The following is a 14,854-nucleotide window of genomic DNA, read 5'->3' on the forward strand; positions in this document are numbered from 1 at the left end:
ATGAACTATGGTGTTATTGATCGCTTTTATAGAAAGACTTGGGCCATCTTTTATGAAGCCACAGCCAGCTTTCCGGTTTTTGTCTAATCCACACTTCCAGTTGGTCATTCACCATCTGAACAAGACGCGCCATATCCTGCTGCTTGTTGCCCGTTTGTGGCAAAATGAGAGGTGGCTCCACGATAATCCGCAAACGAGCTGGCCCCAAACGCTCAACATGCCCAGGAATGACCGTACAGCGATATTTTAAAGCCATAGCCGCAAGGGCAGGGGCTGTCATGGCGGGGAGGCCAAAAAACGTTGCTTCAACACCGTCATTCATTTTCTGGTCAACAAGCATACCTAACCGGCCACCTTTGGCCACGTAAGAGAGTGCTTCCCGGGCCCCCCTCGCTCCCTTCGCAAAAAGAGGCATAGGCGTGGGTGCCATAGCATCATCACGCAGACGCCGGATCATGGCATCAATCAACGGATTGGCAGCAGCCCGGTAGAAAGAGGCAAAAGGAGCACCATGACGGGCAACAGCGGGCGGAAGCATTTCCCAATTGCCAATATGCCCGGACAGGAAAAGAACGGGACCGCCTTGTTCCACCTGATCACGCAGGTAGTCAGCCCCCTGCACCTCAAAACCCGGACCGCTGGGTGTGTTTTCCTGCAAATTCGCCAAATGGGGCAATTCGCCGACTGTGCGCCCAAGGTTTTCCCACACTCCTTTTACGATAGCTCGGCGCTGGAGGCGCGTGAGGTGAGGGAGGGCTATTTGCAGGTTGCGGTCAGCCGTTTTGGAGACAGGCAAGAGCGGACCCGCCGTCCTGCAAAAGCGCCCACCCAGATTTGAGGCTTTTACAGGGCCTAAACGCTTGAAAAACCCTAGTAGCTTTTTGGCAGCAAATGCCTCAACGCGCATGGGCCATTTTACAAGAGACTGTGTCATATTCTCGGTTTGCTCATAAGAGTATGAAGCAAGTTTTCTGGCGCAGACAGATCATCCCAGCTCAAAGCCACATTAACAACCTTCACACGTTGCCTAAACCAGTTTGGCAGGCGAACAGCATCCTTAGGTGTGGTCACCAACTCAGCATGATGCGTCTCAGCAAGAGAGAGCAGGTATTTCATGTCCTTTGACCGGTAACGATAGTGGTCCGGGAACGCTATTGCCTTTAACACCTGAATACCAGCGCCGCGTAAGCCGTCAAAAAATTTGCTTGGTCGCCCTAGGCCGGCAAACGCAATATAAGGACCGGCTTTGTTGGGCAGCAAGTCTGACACCATGGTTTCAAGGGTTGCCGTATACACACTCTTTGGGGGGAGGTGGTCTGCATAACGTTCCAGAAATCCTGTCTGGTCTTTGCCAATAACCAGCACTGCTGAGGCACTCTTCAAGCCTGCTGTTATCCCCTCACGCAAGGGTCCAGCCGGCATGACATGTCCATTACCCAGTCCGACAGCGCCATCCACAACAAGCAAGGAGAGCGTTTTGTGTAGCGTGGGATTCTGAAAGCCATCATCCATAATCAGGCATTGAGCACCAGACTTAACAGCCGCTTGGGCAGTTGCAGCACGGTCTCCGCCCACCCATGTTGGGCCCTGATGGGCTAGAAGGAGTGCTTCATCTCCTACATCCCGAGCGGTATGGTGGGGTGTTACTCTGACAGGCCCCTTCAACCGGCCCTTATAGCCACGGGTCAGCACATGCACATCAATATCTTGCGCCTGAAGCCTTGTCATAAGATCCAACACAACTGTGGTCTTGCCTGTCCCGCCTGTGGTCAGGTTGCCGCAACAGAGTACCGGAATAGGCGCTAACCATCCTGCACGCTGCTGACGTTTGGCAGCACAGTTAGCAACCACTTTAGCAAGAGGGGTTAGCAACAAGGGCAGAAAACGTGCATCCGGCCTAAGCCAGAAACGGGGAGGCAAACTCATGCTGTGCCAAGCATCATGATTTTTTTTGCCAGACTATCCAACTGATTAGCGTGTTGTTGGATAATGTCCTGCGCACGTTTAACCTGCTCTGCGCTTCTGCCAGGTTCCGCCACCTGAGACACCACCCACTCTGCAATGTCCTTTTTTGTAGTGAGAACAGGTACTACGGTTTCCAACTGTTTAAAAATCTCGGAAAAATTATGTGTGCACGGGCCGGTGGAGGCAGCGCACCCTAGCTTTATTGGCTCAAACGGATTGTGCCCGCCACCGCCATTCTGTGCTGACGGCAAACTGTTCCCAATAAACGTGCAAGTGGCGAGCGTATAAAACAGCCCGAGCTCTCCCAGTGTGTCACAAATCCATAATGTGTCTGAACCCTGTGGCCACTCATTCAAAGAGCGCCGCGGTGCGCCTGACGCAAGCGCGGAAATATCTGCACCGCGCTCCGGATGCCGTGGCACGATGAGTGTGAGCAAGTCAGGCACTCTTTTACGCGCAAGAGCTGCTGCCTGCACTATGGTTTCGTCTTCACCCGAATGCGTGGAAGCCGCCAGAAAAACCGGCCGCTGACCAATATGCCGCTGTAGCGCTTTTAAACTCTGTTCATTAACAGGCAAAGGTTGCGCATAGGCCTTGATATCCCCTGTGGGCTCCAAACTATTGCAGCCCAAGGCTTTGAAATGGCCCGCATCAGCTTCAGAACGAGGCGCAATCCAACTAAAGGAAGCCATAAGCCGCTTCGCTACTCGGGGTGCTTTCTGCCACGCCTTGAAAGAGGATGCCGACATTCTACCATTCACCAAGGCCACAGGAATTTGGTGCGCACGACACTGGCCAATAAGGTTGGGCCAGAGTTCGCTCTCGGTAAAAACAGCGGCGTGGGGAGACCAGTATTCCAGAAACCGTTTACCCCAGCGCGGCACATCAAGCGGTACAAACTGATGAATAAGACGCGTGTTTTCAGCATGATTAGCCTGATACTGAGCCACAATGCGAGCACCCGTTACAGATCCTGTCGTGACCAACGCGGTACTCCCTGCGTCTTTCTCCAACCAAGCTGTGATGAGTGGCAAAATGGACAGAACCTCACCAACACTGGCAGCATGAAACCAGACAAGTTTGCCCCTAGGCCGCGTACGAGACGCGAACCCCATTTTTTCACGCACTCTGTCCGGTAGTTCCTTTCCCTGACGTTGGCGGGACCGCAATAAAAAGGGCAGGGATGGCGCTATAAGAGTGGCTACGCATGCCCAAATTTTTGACGGCGCAATGCTCTGCGATGGCATCGCCCACTGGAATACGTGATAGGCATCCGTTGTGGTATCCGGACCATCAGTTGCTTCCCGCATTTGCTGTGTCAGCGTCTCAGCCAAAAGCACCGTGCTGTCTGGATTATTTTTTCGAATCTCAATGGGGTTTCCGCATACAAACCGTCCTTTACCGAAGGGAAGCGGGATGACCATTTTGTCCCATGAATTGAGCTGTAAACCTGAGTAATAGGCGCCCACAGGAACAACGGGTTTGCGCACGGCAGCAGCAAGGGCCGCCATTCCAGGCTGCGCCATGCGTCTTGGGCCCCGCGGCCCATCAGGCGTAATGACAACCTGCTCCCCTGCAAGCAGGGCCTTGCACATTTGACGGAAAGCCGCAGCTCCCCCTTTATTTTTACCTCGTGTATTCGAAGATCCCGCAATGGTGCCAATACCCCATGGCGCAATAATATCGGCAATCATCCGCCCATCCCGGTTGCGGCTTATCAGGACTTTCACGCGCAAACTGGGGGTAGCGTTCTTGGCCCATAAGCAGAGCACAGGCGTGGCTGGCAAGATTTCATGCCAGAACGCCATAATCCCATTTGTACCATTCCGGCCGATAAGAAGGGGAAAAGCCTCAGGGGTTATATAAAATGTCCAGCGTGTTGTACGCAGCGCGAACCGCAAATAGGACCGCACCAAACTGACGCAAGCCCGTTGCAAAGAAGAGCGGGGAGATAGGCCCAAACGTGCCATGAGGCAATAATGCCTAAATTACGAGAACAAACGCCGCCTTAGCGCAAATCCTTCCTTGGCTTCATTCTGCACAGAAGGCTGATAGGCAACGGTAAAGGCTTTATGCGCGCGCTCCCAGACGGACACATCTGTGCCTTCGGGAACCACAATGTCTGTTACACCACACCGCAGCAAAAACTCATACTGGTCAGGCAAAACATGACCACCAACACGTATAATACCGTCAAATTTCAGATGTTCACGCAAGGCGCGGGCCTGTGTGAACGCCCGTCCATCCCGAAAAATAGGAAGCGTCAGTTGCACGGCCTCCAGTCTGTCCAACACGTCACTCAGGCCATCCACCGCCTCGTCCGGGGCCAGAACAACACCGACCCGGCCTTCTGTATTCCGGGCAAAGCCTTCCGCCAGCCGGGAAAGTGGTAGCAGAACATCTCCGGCAGGTACGGCACCTCCGTCTTGTACGACCAGCCATGTATCGTTCTTAATCTGGCCGTTCTCAAGCAGTGGCATATGCGGCTTCCTTGAAGGGTGTTGTGCCTATCCGGCGGCAGGTCTGTATAAAATGCTCGCCCTGATCCCGTCTTGCAAGATAAGTGTCGATAATACGAGCAACGGCGTCAACAGTCTCATTCTCCGAAAGTGCTGAGCCGATAATTTGACCTACAGATACCGTATCTTGGTCAGATGCACCACCAAGCGTAATCTGGAACGCTTCTTCCCCGCGCTTGTCCACCCCCAGAATACCAATATGCCCCGCATGATGGTGACCGCAGGCATTGATGCAGCCGGAAATATTCAGGCGTAAAGGGCCAATTTCCCGTTGCAGGTCAGCGCTGCCAAAACGCTCGCTTAATTTTTGCGCAATGGGCAGCGAGCGTGCATTGGCTAATGCACAGTAGTCCAACCCAGGGCAGGCAATAATATCTGTAATAAAGCCCACATTTGCCGTGGCCAGATCGTACTGCTCCAGAACCTGCCACACAGCGTACAAGGCATCTTGCCGAACATGACCCAGGACAACATTTTGTAAGTGCGTAACCCGCAACTCACCAAAACTATATTTTTCAGCCAGATCAGCCAGAACATGCATCTGCTCTGTTGTTACATCCCCCGGTATGCCGCCTACAGGCTTGCAGGAGATCGTAACAGATGAGTAGCCAGCCTGTTTGTGCGCATGGGTGTTGGTTTGCACCCAGTAATTGAAAGCCGGATCCGCCAACCGCTGTTGCGCCAGCTTTTCTGCGGCCTCGTCAGCAGGCAGAAAATCAGGCTGCCCAAAGCGGGCTCTAATTTCTTCTACAATTTGGTGTGGCAGTTGATATTTGGCACGATCCATGGCGGCAAACTCTGCGTCCACTTGCTCCCGGAAACTCTCAATTCCCAAAGCCTGAACCAGTATCTTGATCCGCGCTTTATAGATGTTATCCCGCCGACCATAAGCGTTATAGACACGCAAAATCGCTTCCAGATACGCAATCAGGTCAGATTCCGGCAGGTCTTTCTGTATGCTGGTCCCGACAATTGGTGTGCGGCCCAACCCGCCACCAACATAGACCTCAAACACCGGACGCCCATGGGGGCCCATGCGTGCCATAAGCCCAATGTCATGAAAGCGGGCTGCTACGCGATCCTTGGGGCTACCTGAAATTGCAATCTTGAATTTACGTGGCAAAAACGTGAACTCAGGATGCAGGGTAGACCATTGGCGCAAAATTTCTGCATAGACACGCGGGTCAAGCACTTCATCCGCCGCAGCGCCAGCAAACTGGTCTGCCGTCACGTTCCGGATGCAGTTACCACTCGTCTGAATGGCGTGCATCTCTGCTTCGGCCAGAAGGTCAAGAATATCAGGAGTATCTTCCAGCTTGATCCAGTTGAACTGTATGTTCTGGCGGGTTGTGAAATGCCCGTACCCACGGTCATATCGTTGCGCAATTAACGCCAGGGTGCGCATCTGGCTGGCACTTACTATGCCGTACGGAATGGCAACACGCAGCATGTAAGCGTGCAACTGGAGGTACAGGCCGTTCATCAGCCGTAGCGGCTTAAACTCTTCTTCCGTCAGGGAGCCAGAAATTCGGCGTTCAACCTGATCTTTAAATTGCGCCACGCGCTGCTTGAGGAATGTTTTGTCCACGGCATCGTACGCGTAACGCCCGACAGGCAATATGTGCTGAGAGGTGTGAGGCATGGGGGCGACCTTACGTGAAATTTAAGCTGTGACCGTTGAGCCAGTTTTCTGCCATGTCGGGACAAAGTCAGGGTGTATGCTGGGCCCCTGCGCACGAATCTGCTCCCGGCTGGTTACGGGTGTAATGCGGCCTGCATCAGTGTGTACCTGTACACCATAAACCCCCACCAGTCCCTCCTGCTGTGCTTTGGCTGCGTGCTCAGAAAGTTTTTCCTCTATTTCTGTATTAGGAAAAACCTGCGCGTGGCTGAGGAGTATTTGCCATGTGTTGTCAGCTGCCAGCCAGACAATACGACCATCCAGCAAACGGTTTGCCGTCAGAACGCTGTGGCCTTCTGTATCCCGGCGGCTATTTCTGCGGTCCATATTTCCACCTCGCAAAGCACATTTACTTAACGTATTTTCTCATAAAATTACGGTATAATCAACACAACGTCATTATAATTCAATCAGAGAACTTGCGCGTCACCTTAATTTAACGATTTCTTGTAGTTTAATTTGCACGAGTTCCATTCCTGAAAATACGGGCATTCTGAATATTTAAATGCGCACAACCGGTCTTGATATGCGCGCCACCAGACGTTTCAGGGACAAAAACGGGAACAGCACGGCCAGCCAAAGTGGCGGAATAATGCCTGTAACCGTTACTTTTACCATGAGTAGCAAGGGGGACCGCTGCCTCTCCCTCATCCTGCAGCATAATCTCAAACGGACGAATCATCGCGTCTGCACGACCTTCCGATATGTGGGTGGGAAAGGACGCAACGTGCGCCTCGTCCGGCACAAAATACCCGTTTTTTACCTGCCCCTTGAAGGTCACGGCTTCTCCTAAAAATTCCATGACAAAAGAGGTTTGGGGCTTCTCATCCAAATCAGTGGGAGACGCATCCTGCACAACACGACCATTCTGCATCACCACAATGCGGTCCGCGACTTCCAGAGCTTCCTCCTGATCATGAGTCACCAGAATAGTCGTCAGGCCCAATTGATCGTGCAGTGTACGCAACCATGTCCGAATTGTACGTCGTACAATGGGGTCGAGTGCGCCAAAGGGCTCATCCAGCAGAAGGAGTGTCGGGCCTGTTGCCAAGGCGCGTGCCAAAGCCACCCGTTGCCGTTGTCCGCCAGACAGGCGGGCAGGGTATGCCTCTGCCAAAGCGGGTATTTGCATTAACTCCAATAACTCTTTGACGCGATTGGCAATCTCTGTAGGGGAAGGACGTTTCCCTCGTGGGAGAACATCCAAACCAAAACTGATATTCCGCGCCACGGTCATGTGTGGGAATAACGCGTAGTTTTGAAACACAAACCCTATTTTACCGGCTCTATCCTGTAAGGTTTTCAGGCTGTTACCGTTCAGCGTCAGGGTGCCTTCCTCACACTGGTCCAGCCCGGCAATCGCCCTTAAAAGCGTAGTTTTCCCAGCGCCTGAAGGGCCAACCAACGCCACAAACGCACCGGTGGGGAAAGTAAGAGTAATGTCATCCAGCAGTTTACGCTGACTTGCCGGGGCATAACGGGTCAGATTTTCAACATGCACGCTCATTTAGGCACTTCCCGACTACGCCATAAAAAGGCTGGCGCATAACGTAATAAAACCGTGGCCAACGCCATGCAGGCCAGAAGAGCAGCCATAGTGAAAGCCGCTACAGTCTGGTAACCGTTATAGAGGCTTTCTATATGCAACGGCATGGTTTCGGTCAGGCCGGGAATATGTCCGGAGACGACCGACACTGCGCCAAACTCCCCCATTGCACGGGCCGTTGTCAGCAAAATACCAGATACCAGGGCAATCCGGGCTCCCGGCAAAGTAACCCGCCAGAGTATTTGCCAAAACCCGGCACCTGCCAGAGCTGCTGCTTCCTCTGTATCCCGCCCTTGTTGCTCCATGAGTGGCACCAAAGTACGCACAACGTAGGGCAGCGTAACAAAGACCGTTGCCAATATAATACCCGGAATAGCGAAGGCTATATGAATGCCTGCCTCTTCCAACGCAGGCCCCCACCACCCCTGTGCTCCAAACAGCAGAAGCCAGACCAGACCGGACACAACCGGAGAAATACTGAGCGGCAATTCAACCAGAACGAGCAGAGAGGTACGCCCCGGAAAGCGGTATTTGGTCAGCAGCCAGGCAGCCGCAATGCCAAACAGCGTGTTGGCAATGACCGCAATGGTGGTTACTTCAACTGTAAGCCAGAGTGCTGCAATGCCGTCCGGGTCCTTGAGCGTCTCGAGAGCCGGACCGAAACCATTTTTCAGTGCCTCTGCCAGAACCACGGCAAGCGGCATGATGAGCACAAGAATAATGAGCGCCCATGCGGCCACCCAAAGGCCACGCCTCATCATGCCCCGACACTCCATGCCGAAATTCTTCTTCTCAGAACACCAAGACAAACCAGAACGGAAAGAGAAGCCAACAGCAAGATCAGGGCAATTGCTGTCGCTCCGGGGTAATCAAACTCCTGTAGCCTTACAACAATCAGCAAAGGGGCAATTTCACTTTTAAAAGGCTGGTTGCCTGCAATGAAAATAACAGAGCCATATTCCCCAACGCCGCGGGCAAAGGCCAGACCAAAACCAGTGAGAAGAGCAGGGCGCAAGGGCGCAATAATCACACGGGTTATAATCTGCCGTGGCCGTGCCCCCAAAAGTTTGGCGGCTTCCTCCAGCTCCTGCGGCAAGTTTTTCAAGACCGGTTCCACCGTTCTCACCATAAACGGCAGCCCTACAAACATAAGGGCCAGAACGATACCAGAACGCGTATAGGCAACTGATATACCCAGTTTGGATAGAGGATAACCCAGCCACCCCTGAGGGCTGTATAATGTGGCAAGCGTAATGCCAGACACTGCCGTGGGCAGTGCTAAAGGGATATCTATGAGGGCATTGGCAATATGTCGGCCAGGAAGGTCGCCCCGCACCAGCATCCACGCAAGAAAAAGCCCGAGTGGAATATTGAGAAATGCAGCAACGGCAGCAGTGGAAAAACTGGTCCAGAGTGCCGCAAACATGCGGGCATCATGCAGTTCTGCCACCACAGGACCAACACCATCCTGCCAGGGGCGGATGATGAGGGCACAGAGCGGCAGAATAATAAAAAAACCTGTCCAGAAGACTGTAAACAAGAGTGAAAAACGGTAGCCGGGCAAGGCAGAATATCCGCCACGCCAGAACTGTGTAAAAGCTCGCTTCATGCTACCATCGACCACCAGAATGCAGAACGCGTGATACTGCCCGGCGGCACCGTTGAAAGCACGCACACAGGCAGTATCTCGCTATTCCCGAAAGCGCAGATTAAGACTGTAGCCGCGCCGGACGAGCAAATCGGACAAAGCCCTTAACAAAATCTGCCAGACTGTTCGTTGCCGAATCAACATTATTCGCACTGGTTTTCAGATGCAGGGCAGGAGCATGCGGTGCTTCGTAAGGCGCATCAATTCCCGTAAAGTTCGCAATCTTTCCCTGCCGTGCCGCAGCATAAAGCCCTTTGGGGTCGCGTTGCTCACACACAGAAAGATCGGCATCGACAAACACTTCCTGAAAGCCTTCGCCTATGATCTGCTTTGCAAGCAAACGGTCTGACTGGAGGGGTGAAATCAGAGCCACCAACACAACCTGCCCAGCGTCTTGCAGAATCCGCGCGACTTCTGCGGCACGACGGACGTTTTCGGTACGGTCTGCTTCGCTAAAGCCAAGATCCTTGCACAGACCGGCGCGAAGTGTGTCACCATCCAGCACACTCACATTGAGCCCTTGCGCAAAAAGCTGCGACTCAGCGCTCCGTGCCACTGTGCTTTTCCCGGCGCCAGACAGCCCTGTAAGCCAGAATACAGCCCCTTTGTGCCCATGAGACCGTGTGCGGTCTACGGCACTGACATGGCTGCCAGTGGGGTGGATAACGGTCTCTCCCGCTTGCGTTAGAGCCGCACCAATAAGCGGTGCGCCACCTACAATACGCTGGTGCCGGTCAACAAGCACACCGCGACCATCCGCAGTGCCGGGTGCAAAAGCATCAAATTGTATGGTTTCGGAAGCAGCCAGCGTAATTTCAGCAAAGCCTTCAGCCGCCACTTCGTCTCCCTGATGGGCTGTCAGGTTTTCAAGGTCCAGCACAGTATCAATGGACGCAACGGTTACCGTATGTTCTGCCGTTGCCAGACGGAGCTTGAATGTCTCCCCAACGCGCAAGGGTTCCTGACGCAACCAGAACAACCGTGTTTTAACCCGAGCCGCTTCAACAGGTGCGTTGTCCGGAAGATACAAAATGTCCCCCCGGTCAGGAATGACGTCTGGCTCCAGAGTGATGGCAACAGACTGGCCCGCAACAGCCGAGATCTGCGGTGCTGTATGCCAGCTTTCGACAGATGCAATACGGGCACGGGTTTTCTGTGTGCCTATAACGATAGTGTCTCCAACACGGACACACCCGCGCTCTATGCGCCCGGCGACATAACGCTTGTCACCAAAACGATAGACATCTTGCACTGGCAGGCGCAGCGGCAGTTCTGTGCGGGATTCAGGTGAGGGGACCTGTGCCAGAACTTCCGTCAGGGTCGGCCCTTTATACCAAGCTGTCCGCTCAGAGCGCGTTGCAATATTATCGCCATCCCGCGCAGAGGCTGGAACAAATACAGCCGCCTTAAGATCAAGCTTTGCCAGAAGCTCCCCGACAGAATCTTGCACGGCCTCAATCTTTTGCTGGTCAAAGTCCAGCAGGTCCACCTTATTGAGCAGAACAATAACGTGCCGAATACCAATCAAATGCAGCAGCATGGCGTGGCGGCGCGTCTGCTCACGCGCACCCTCAGCAGCATCGACGACCAAAACGGCGGCTTCCGCATCTGCAGCACCGGTGATCATATTCCGTAAAAACTGCCGATGCCCGGGAGCGTCTACAATCACGAACTCACGCTGGCCAAGCTGGAAAGGGATACGGGTGGAATCAACCGTAACGCCTTGATCACGCTCAATCTGCAATGAATCGAGCAGGAAGCTCCACTCTATTTTCAAACCACGTTTTTTGGAGGACTCAATAATCTGGGCAACTTTGCCGTCCTGAAGATTGTCCGTGTCGTGCAGCAGACGCCCTATGAGGGTCGACTTACCATGGTCCACATGCCCGACAATCACGATAGGAGTGGCGGCCTCGTGAGATTTTAAAGAACTTTGTGTCATTGTCTCTTTTCCCAGTCCGCAAATCTCAGAGGTAGCCAGCAACGCGCAAGCGTTCGAACGCATCTTCAGACTCATGGTCCATGGCCCGACCAGACCGCTCAGATGTACGTGTGGTTTCGAGTTCCGCAATCACTTCAGCGAGCGTTGCGGCATTACTCTCAACAGGGTTTGTAATGTCCTGATCGCCCAAAGAGCGGTAGCGCTTGCCATTTTTGGCAAAATACAGGTCAACCAGCGGAATACCCTCGCGCTCTATGTAGCGCCAGATATCAATTTCACGCCATGAAAGGAGCGGGTGCACACGAATATGCATACCTTCTTCGTGAGGCGTTGCGTACTGGTCCCAAAATTCGGGCGGCTGATTTCGGATATCCCATTTATGGCTGGCTCCGCGAGGGCTGAAAACACGCTCTTTCGCCCGTGTTCCTTGCTCATCCCGTCGAATACCGGCGATAACACCTTGCAAGCGATGCTTCTCGATCATGGCAGCAAGGCCTGCTGTCTTACGGGCTGCGGACCGGGCAGCGGGTGGCAGAGACGGGTCCATTTCCTCTACGGGCGGGCAATCGCCAAGCAACAACTCAAGATCCCATTTCTTGGTGTATTCGTCACGGAACTGGTACATTTCCGGAAACTTCTTGCCGGTATCCACATGCATGACGGGGAAGGGTACGCGGCCAAGAAACGCCTTTTTAGCCAGCCAGACCATCACGTTTGAATCTTTCCCCAAGGACCACAGCATGGCCAGTGGGCGGAGCTTGCGATAGGCCTCGCGCAGAATGAAAATACTTTGCGCTTCAAGCTGATCAAGATGGTCCATGGTATATTTCAAACCTGTGTTGGTAATCAGTGATAGTCGTTATGCAAGGTCAGCCTGCGGTATGAATGCCACATTCTGTTTTGGACAAACCCGTCCAGCGGCCTGACCGGGCATCCTGACCGTTTTCCACGGGCCGGGTGCACACCGCGCAGCCTATGGAAGGATAGCCATGTTCCACCAAGGGGTGCGGCGGTAGGCCTCTACGCTTCATTTCAGCCGTAATCTGATCAGCCGTCCAATGAGCAAGGGGGTTCAAACGAAGTTGCCCGTCGGGTTTTTCTTCTACAACTTGCAGCGTTGTCCGGGTTGATGCCTGAACACGCTTCCGGCCTGTGACAAGGGTCGAAAAAGGTTGCGTTGCGGCCTTCAGGGGCTCCACCTTGCGCAGAGCACAGCATGCATCCGGGTCAAACGCCCAGAGTTCACCCATTGGGTCCCGGTCTGCAAGTTGTGAGGGTTCGGGGGCCACATCAATGACGTGTCGCAAGCCAAGAAAACGGGCCAGTTCAGCACGATACAGCAAGGTTTCGGGAAAATGCTTTCCAGTTTCCAAAAACAGCACAGGAAGATCAGCATTGGCTTCTGCAACAAGCGCCAGCAACAGCGCTGACTCAGCGCCAAAAGAAGACAGCACGGCGATGTCATCAGGCAACAGCCTAGATGCGCGCTCCAGAAGGCTTACTGGATCATTTTCTACAGACCGTAACTGTACTATGATTTTCTCGTTACTAGACATTTACGACCCATAGCCGTGGAAAACAGAAACTTTCTAAGCCACACATATAAGCGTGATATAATTATTTCAATAGCACTAAATATCACAAAAATTGTTATTCCGGTCAGAATACACCCCAAACAGCACGAAATAAGAAAGTGGCATGCCTTCATATTTTCTACGATATCTTTGCGCAATTATATCAAAAATTACATATACGCGCAGTAGAGTGCAGGGCTGCATCCCGGTTGCTGGTTCAAATCTGGTGAACTTACGCGGCACCGTTATGGGCCGTTACGCAGCTACGCGCTCCAATCCGTCCGCCCAAACAAACAACTCGGCCTGAATTCTGATATGCGTTTACAATTATTGTTCGACTGTCTTAGCGGCGCGCCAGTAGAAAACTCCAAGCCAACATCCAGGCTGCGCAAGGAATGGCAAATCCCGGCGTCACGTTATTTAGTTGGCATAATATATATTATGGGATTTTTATTGCAGCCAGTGCAGGGAACCTTAAAGCTCCCTGCATGCGCTCGGCTGTCTTATCCGTTTGATGGTTTGGGGTTGTCTCTGCGAAAGAGCGCCCATTCTTCGCTAACAGACCCATCCGGCAAGCGGCAGAAATTGACCTGCCCCTTTTTGTCCTCATAGCGCGTCTCTATTTTCCCGCCCTTTTTGACGCAATATAATGTTGCGGGATTGGGCATACGGATCGGCCTTACACGCTGTGTAGAGCGATCTTCTTGCGTGTGGCTACATGCAGCCGCCGTCCCGAGCAAAGTGAGCATCATAGCTCCCTGAGCAAATCGAGTTACTATTTTCGCCATCAGGCTTACTCCTTAAATTCAGTCTATTTTTCTCTGCTCAGTGTAATCTTATTTTACGTTCAATGTCATCTTGTCCTATAGCGAGCGTAGATGACGCATACTGTCTGGCATTTATGCTGCAAAAGACGTATGCTCATAGTATTCCTGTTTTCATCAAAAGTTCGGTCCCGCCCCATGCCTGATGGTTCATCTCCTGTCGCTCGCCCCTCTTCCAGTGTCGAAGTCCGTAATGACTGGACCGTTCCTGAAATTCAGGCGCTTCTTGATCTGCCTTTTCCTGAACTGATGTTCCGGGCTCAATCTCTTCATCGTTTGTCCTTTGACCCGACAGATATTCAGATCTCCACCCTGCTTTCCATCAAAACAGGTGGCTGCCCGGAAGACTGCGCTTATTGCCCGCAAAGCGCACGCCATGAAGATAGCGTTAAAGCTGACCGCCTGATGGCCGTGGAAAAAGTTCTTACGGAAGCAAAAAAGGCTCGTGATGCAGGCGCTAGCCGTTTCTGCATGGGTGCCGCCTGGCGCTCTCCGAAAGACCATGACCTGGAGACGGTCTGTGCCATGGTGGAAGGCGTCAAGGGACTGGGGCTGGAAACCTGTGTCACGTTAGGCATGCTGGACGCCGGTCAGGCTGGCCGCCTGAAGGACGCCGGTCTGGATTACTATAATCACAATCTTGATACCTCCCCCGAATATTACGGCGAGATTATCACCACACGGACATACCAAGACCGACTGGATACCCTCTCCAATGTTCGCGATGCTGGTATCAATGTTTGCTGTGGTGGCATTGTCGGAATGGGTGAAAATGAAACAGACCGTGCTGGCTTGATTGCTGCATTGGCCACGCTGCCTACTCACCCGGAGAGCGTTCCCATAAATCTTCTGGTGCGCGTAAAAGGTACACCTTTGGGCGATGCGGAAGAAATTGACCCGCTTGACTTCGTTCGCATGATCGCAGCGGCACGTATTACCATGCCAAAAAGCCGCGTTCGTCTGGCCGCAGGGCGCGAGAACATGAGTGACGAAACCCAGGCTCTTTGCTTCCTGGCTGGTGCAAATTCCATTTTCTATGGGGAACGCCTTCTGACCACCCCCAACCCGCAGGCGCAGCGGGACCGTAACTTGCTCGATCGTTTGGGAATGCATACGACAGGTATTGGGCTTGACGCTGTTCAGGCCTGAGACACT

14 protein-coding genes are annotated in these 14,854 nt (G+C 53.1%); 1 reads left to right on the forward strand and 13 read right to left on the reverse strand.

Annotated elements, in window-relative coordinates; translation table 11 throughout:
- Positions 1 to 13: 13 nt before the first annotated feature.
- From Abci_RS11295 to Abci_RS11355, 13 genes are all read right to left on the reverse strand, one after another.
- The gene (locus Abci_RS11295) at positions 14 to 934 is read right to left on the reverse strand and encodes a lysophospholipid acyltransferase family protein (RefSeq protein ID WP_048839276.1); all 921 of its coding nucleotides are present in this window, start codon (positions 932 to 934) and stop codon (positions 14 to 16) included.
- On the reverse strand, positions 931 to 1,926 hold the full coding sequence (gene lpxK, locus Abci_RS11300; RefSeq protein ID WP_048839277.1) for a tetraacyldisaccharide 4'-kinase: 996 nt from the start codon (positions 1,924 to 1,926) through the stop codon (positions 931 to 933). Before lpxK ends, Abci_RS11295 begins: the two co-directional genes overlap by 4 nt.
- Positions 1,923 to 3,935, reverse strand: a complete 2,013-nt coding sequence (locus tag Abci_RS11305; RefSeq protein WP_048839278.1) for a glycosyltransferase N-terminal domain-containing protein — start codon at positions 3,933 to 3,935, stop codon at positions 1,923 to 1,925. The genes lpxK and Abci_RS11305 overlap by 4 nt, the downstream gene beginning before the upstream one ends.
- An 18-nt stretch (positions 3,936 to 3,953) precedes the next feature.
- Positions 3,954 to 4,445, reverse strand: coding sequence for a DUF934 domain-containing protein (locus Abci_RS11310; protein WP_048839279.1), 492 nt, complete (start codon positions 4,443 to 4,445; stop codon positions 3,954 to 3,956).
- Positions 4,432 to 6,126, reverse strand: a complete 1,695-nt coding sequence (locus Abci_RS11315; RefSeq protein WP_048839280.1) for a nitrite/sulfite reductase — start codon at positions 6,124 to 6,126, stop codon at positions 4,432 to 4,434. The genes Abci_RS11310 and Abci_RS11315 overlap by 14 nt, the downstream gene beginning before the upstream one ends.
- Before the next feature lie 21 nt (positions 6,127 to 6,147).
- Positions 6,148 to 6,492: a DUF2849 domain-containing protein gene (locus Abci_RS11320; RefSeq protein ID WP_048839281.1), complete on the reverse strand. Its 345-nt coding sequence runs from the start codon at positions 6,490 to 6,492 to the stop codon at positions 6,148 to 6,150.
- Between the two features lie 127 nt (positions 6,493 to 6,619).
- Positions 6,620 to 7,672, reverse strand: a complete 1,053-nt coding sequence (locus Abci_RS11325; protein WP_048839282.1) for a sulfate/molybdate ABC transporter ATP-binding protein — start codon at positions 7,670 to 7,672, stop codon at positions 6,620 to 6,622.
- On the reverse strand, positions 7,669 to 8,472 hold the full coding sequence (locus Abci_RS11330; RefSeq protein WP_084597643.1) for a sulfate ABC transporter permease: 804 nt from the start codon (positions 8,470 to 8,472) through the stop codon (positions 7,669 to 7,671). Before Abci_RS11330 ends, Abci_RS11325 begins: the two co-directional genes overlap by 4 nt.
- Positions 8,469 to 9,320, reverse strand: coding sequence for a sulfate ABC transporter permease subunit CysT (gene cysT, locus Abci_RS11335; protein ID WP_048839410.1), 852 nt, complete (start codon positions 9,318 to 9,320; stop codon positions 8,469 to 8,471). The genes Abci_RS11330 and cysT overlap by 4 nt, the downstream gene beginning before the upstream one ends.
- Positions 9,321 to 9,420: 100 nt before the next feature.
- On the reverse strand, positions 9,421 to 11,301 hold the full coding sequence (gene cysC, locus Abci_RS11340) for an adenylyl-sulfate kinase (protein WP_048839284.1): 1,881 nt from the start codon (positions 11,299 to 11,301) through the stop codon (positions 9,421 to 9,423).
- Positions 11,302 to 11,326: 25 nt separating this feature from the next.
- Positions 11,327 to 12,121, reverse strand: coding sequence for a sulfate adenylyltransferase subunit CysD (gene cysD / locus Abci_RS11345; protein ID WP_048839285.1), 795 nt, complete (start codon positions 12,119 to 12,121; stop codon positions 11,327 to 11,329).
- Between the two features lie 49 nt (positions 12,122 to 12,170).
- Complete coding sequence (locus tag Abci_RS11350) at positions 12,171 to 12,857, reverse strand: phosphoadenylyl-sulfate reductase (RefSeq protein WP_048839286.1); 687 nt, start codon at positions 12,855 to 12,857, stop codon at positions 12,171 to 12,173.
- A gap of 521 nt (positions 12,858 to 13,378) precedes the next feature.
- Positions 13,379 to 13,663, reverse strand: coding sequence for a putative hemolysin (locus Abci_RS11355; protein ID WP_084597644.1), 285 nt, complete (start codon positions 13,661 to 13,663; stop codon positions 13,379 to 13,381).
- Between the two features lie 174 nt (positions 13,664 to 13,837).
- Between Abci_RS11355 and bioB the strand changes: the two genes are divergently transcribed.
- Entirely contained in the window at positions 13,838 to 14,848 is a 1,011-nt protein-coding gene (gene bioB, locus Abci_RS11360) for a biotin synthase BioB (RefSeq protein WP_048839287.1), read from the forward strand.
- Positions 14,849 to 14,854 lie beyond the last annotated feature (6 nt).

Source organism: Acetobacter cibinongensis (assembly GCF_000963925.1).
GTDB lineage: Bacteria > Pseudomonadota > Alphaproteobacteria > Acetobacterales > Acetobacteraceae > Acetobacter > Acetobacter cibinongensis.

Bases quoted from the DNA above. Each gene is read 5' to 3' on its own strand.
- Abci_RS11295 (WP_048839276.1), bottom strand. From the start codon at position 934: ATGACACAGTCTCTTGTAAAATGGCCCATGCGCGTTGAGGCATTTGCT.
- lpxK (WP_048839277.1), bottom strand. From the start codon at position 1,926: ATGAGTTTGCCTCCCCGTTTCTGGCTTAGGCCGGATGCACGTTTTCTG.
- Abci_RS11305 (WP_048839278.1), bottom strand. From the start codon at position 3,935: ATGGCACGTTTGGGCCTATCTCCCCGCTCTTCTTTGCAACGGGCTTGC.
- Abci_RS11310 (WP_048839279.1), bottom strand. From the start codon at position 4,445: ATGCCACTGCTTGAGAACGGCCAGATTAAGAACGATACATGGCTGGTC.
- Abci_RS11315 (WP_048839280.1), bottom strand. From the start codon at position 6,126: ATGCCTCACACCTCTCAGCACATATTGCCTGTCGGGCGTTACGCGTAC.
- Abci_RS11320 (WP_048839281.1), bottom strand. From the start codon at position 6,492: ATGGACCGCAGAAATAGCCGCCGGGATACAGAAGGCCACAGCGTTCTG.
- Abci_RS11325 (WP_048839282.1), bottom strand. From the start codon at position 7,672: ATGAGCGTGCATGTTGAAAATCTGACCCGTTATGCCCCGGCAAGTCAG.
- Abci_RS11330 (WP_084597643.1), bottom strand. From the start codon at position 8,472: ATGATGAGGCGTGGCCTTTGGGTGGCCGCATGGGCGCTCATTATTCTT.
- cysT (WP_048839410.1), bottom strand. From the start codon at position 9,320: ATGAAGCGAGCTTTTACACAGTTCTGGCGTGGCGGATATTCTGCCTTG.
- cysC (WP_048839284.1), bottom strand. From the start codon at position 11,301: ATGACACAAAGTTCTTTAAAATCTCACGAGGCCGCCACTCCTATCGTG.
- cysD (WP_048839285.1), bottom strand. From the start codon at position 12,121: ATGGACCATCTTGATCAGCTTGAAGCGCAAAGTATTTTCATTCTGCGC.
- Abci_RS11350 (WP_048839286.1), bottom strand. From the start codon at position 12,857: ATGTCTAGTAACGAGAAAATCATAGTACAGTTACGGTCTGTAGAAAAT.
- Abci_RS11355 (WP_084597644.1), bottom strand. From the start codon at position 13,663: ATGGCGAAAATAGTAACTCGATTTGCTCAGGGAGCTATGATGCTCACT.
- bioB (WP_048839287.1), top strand. From the start codon at position 13,838: ATGCCTGATGGTTCATCTCCTGTCGCTCGCCCCTCTTCCAGTGTCGAA.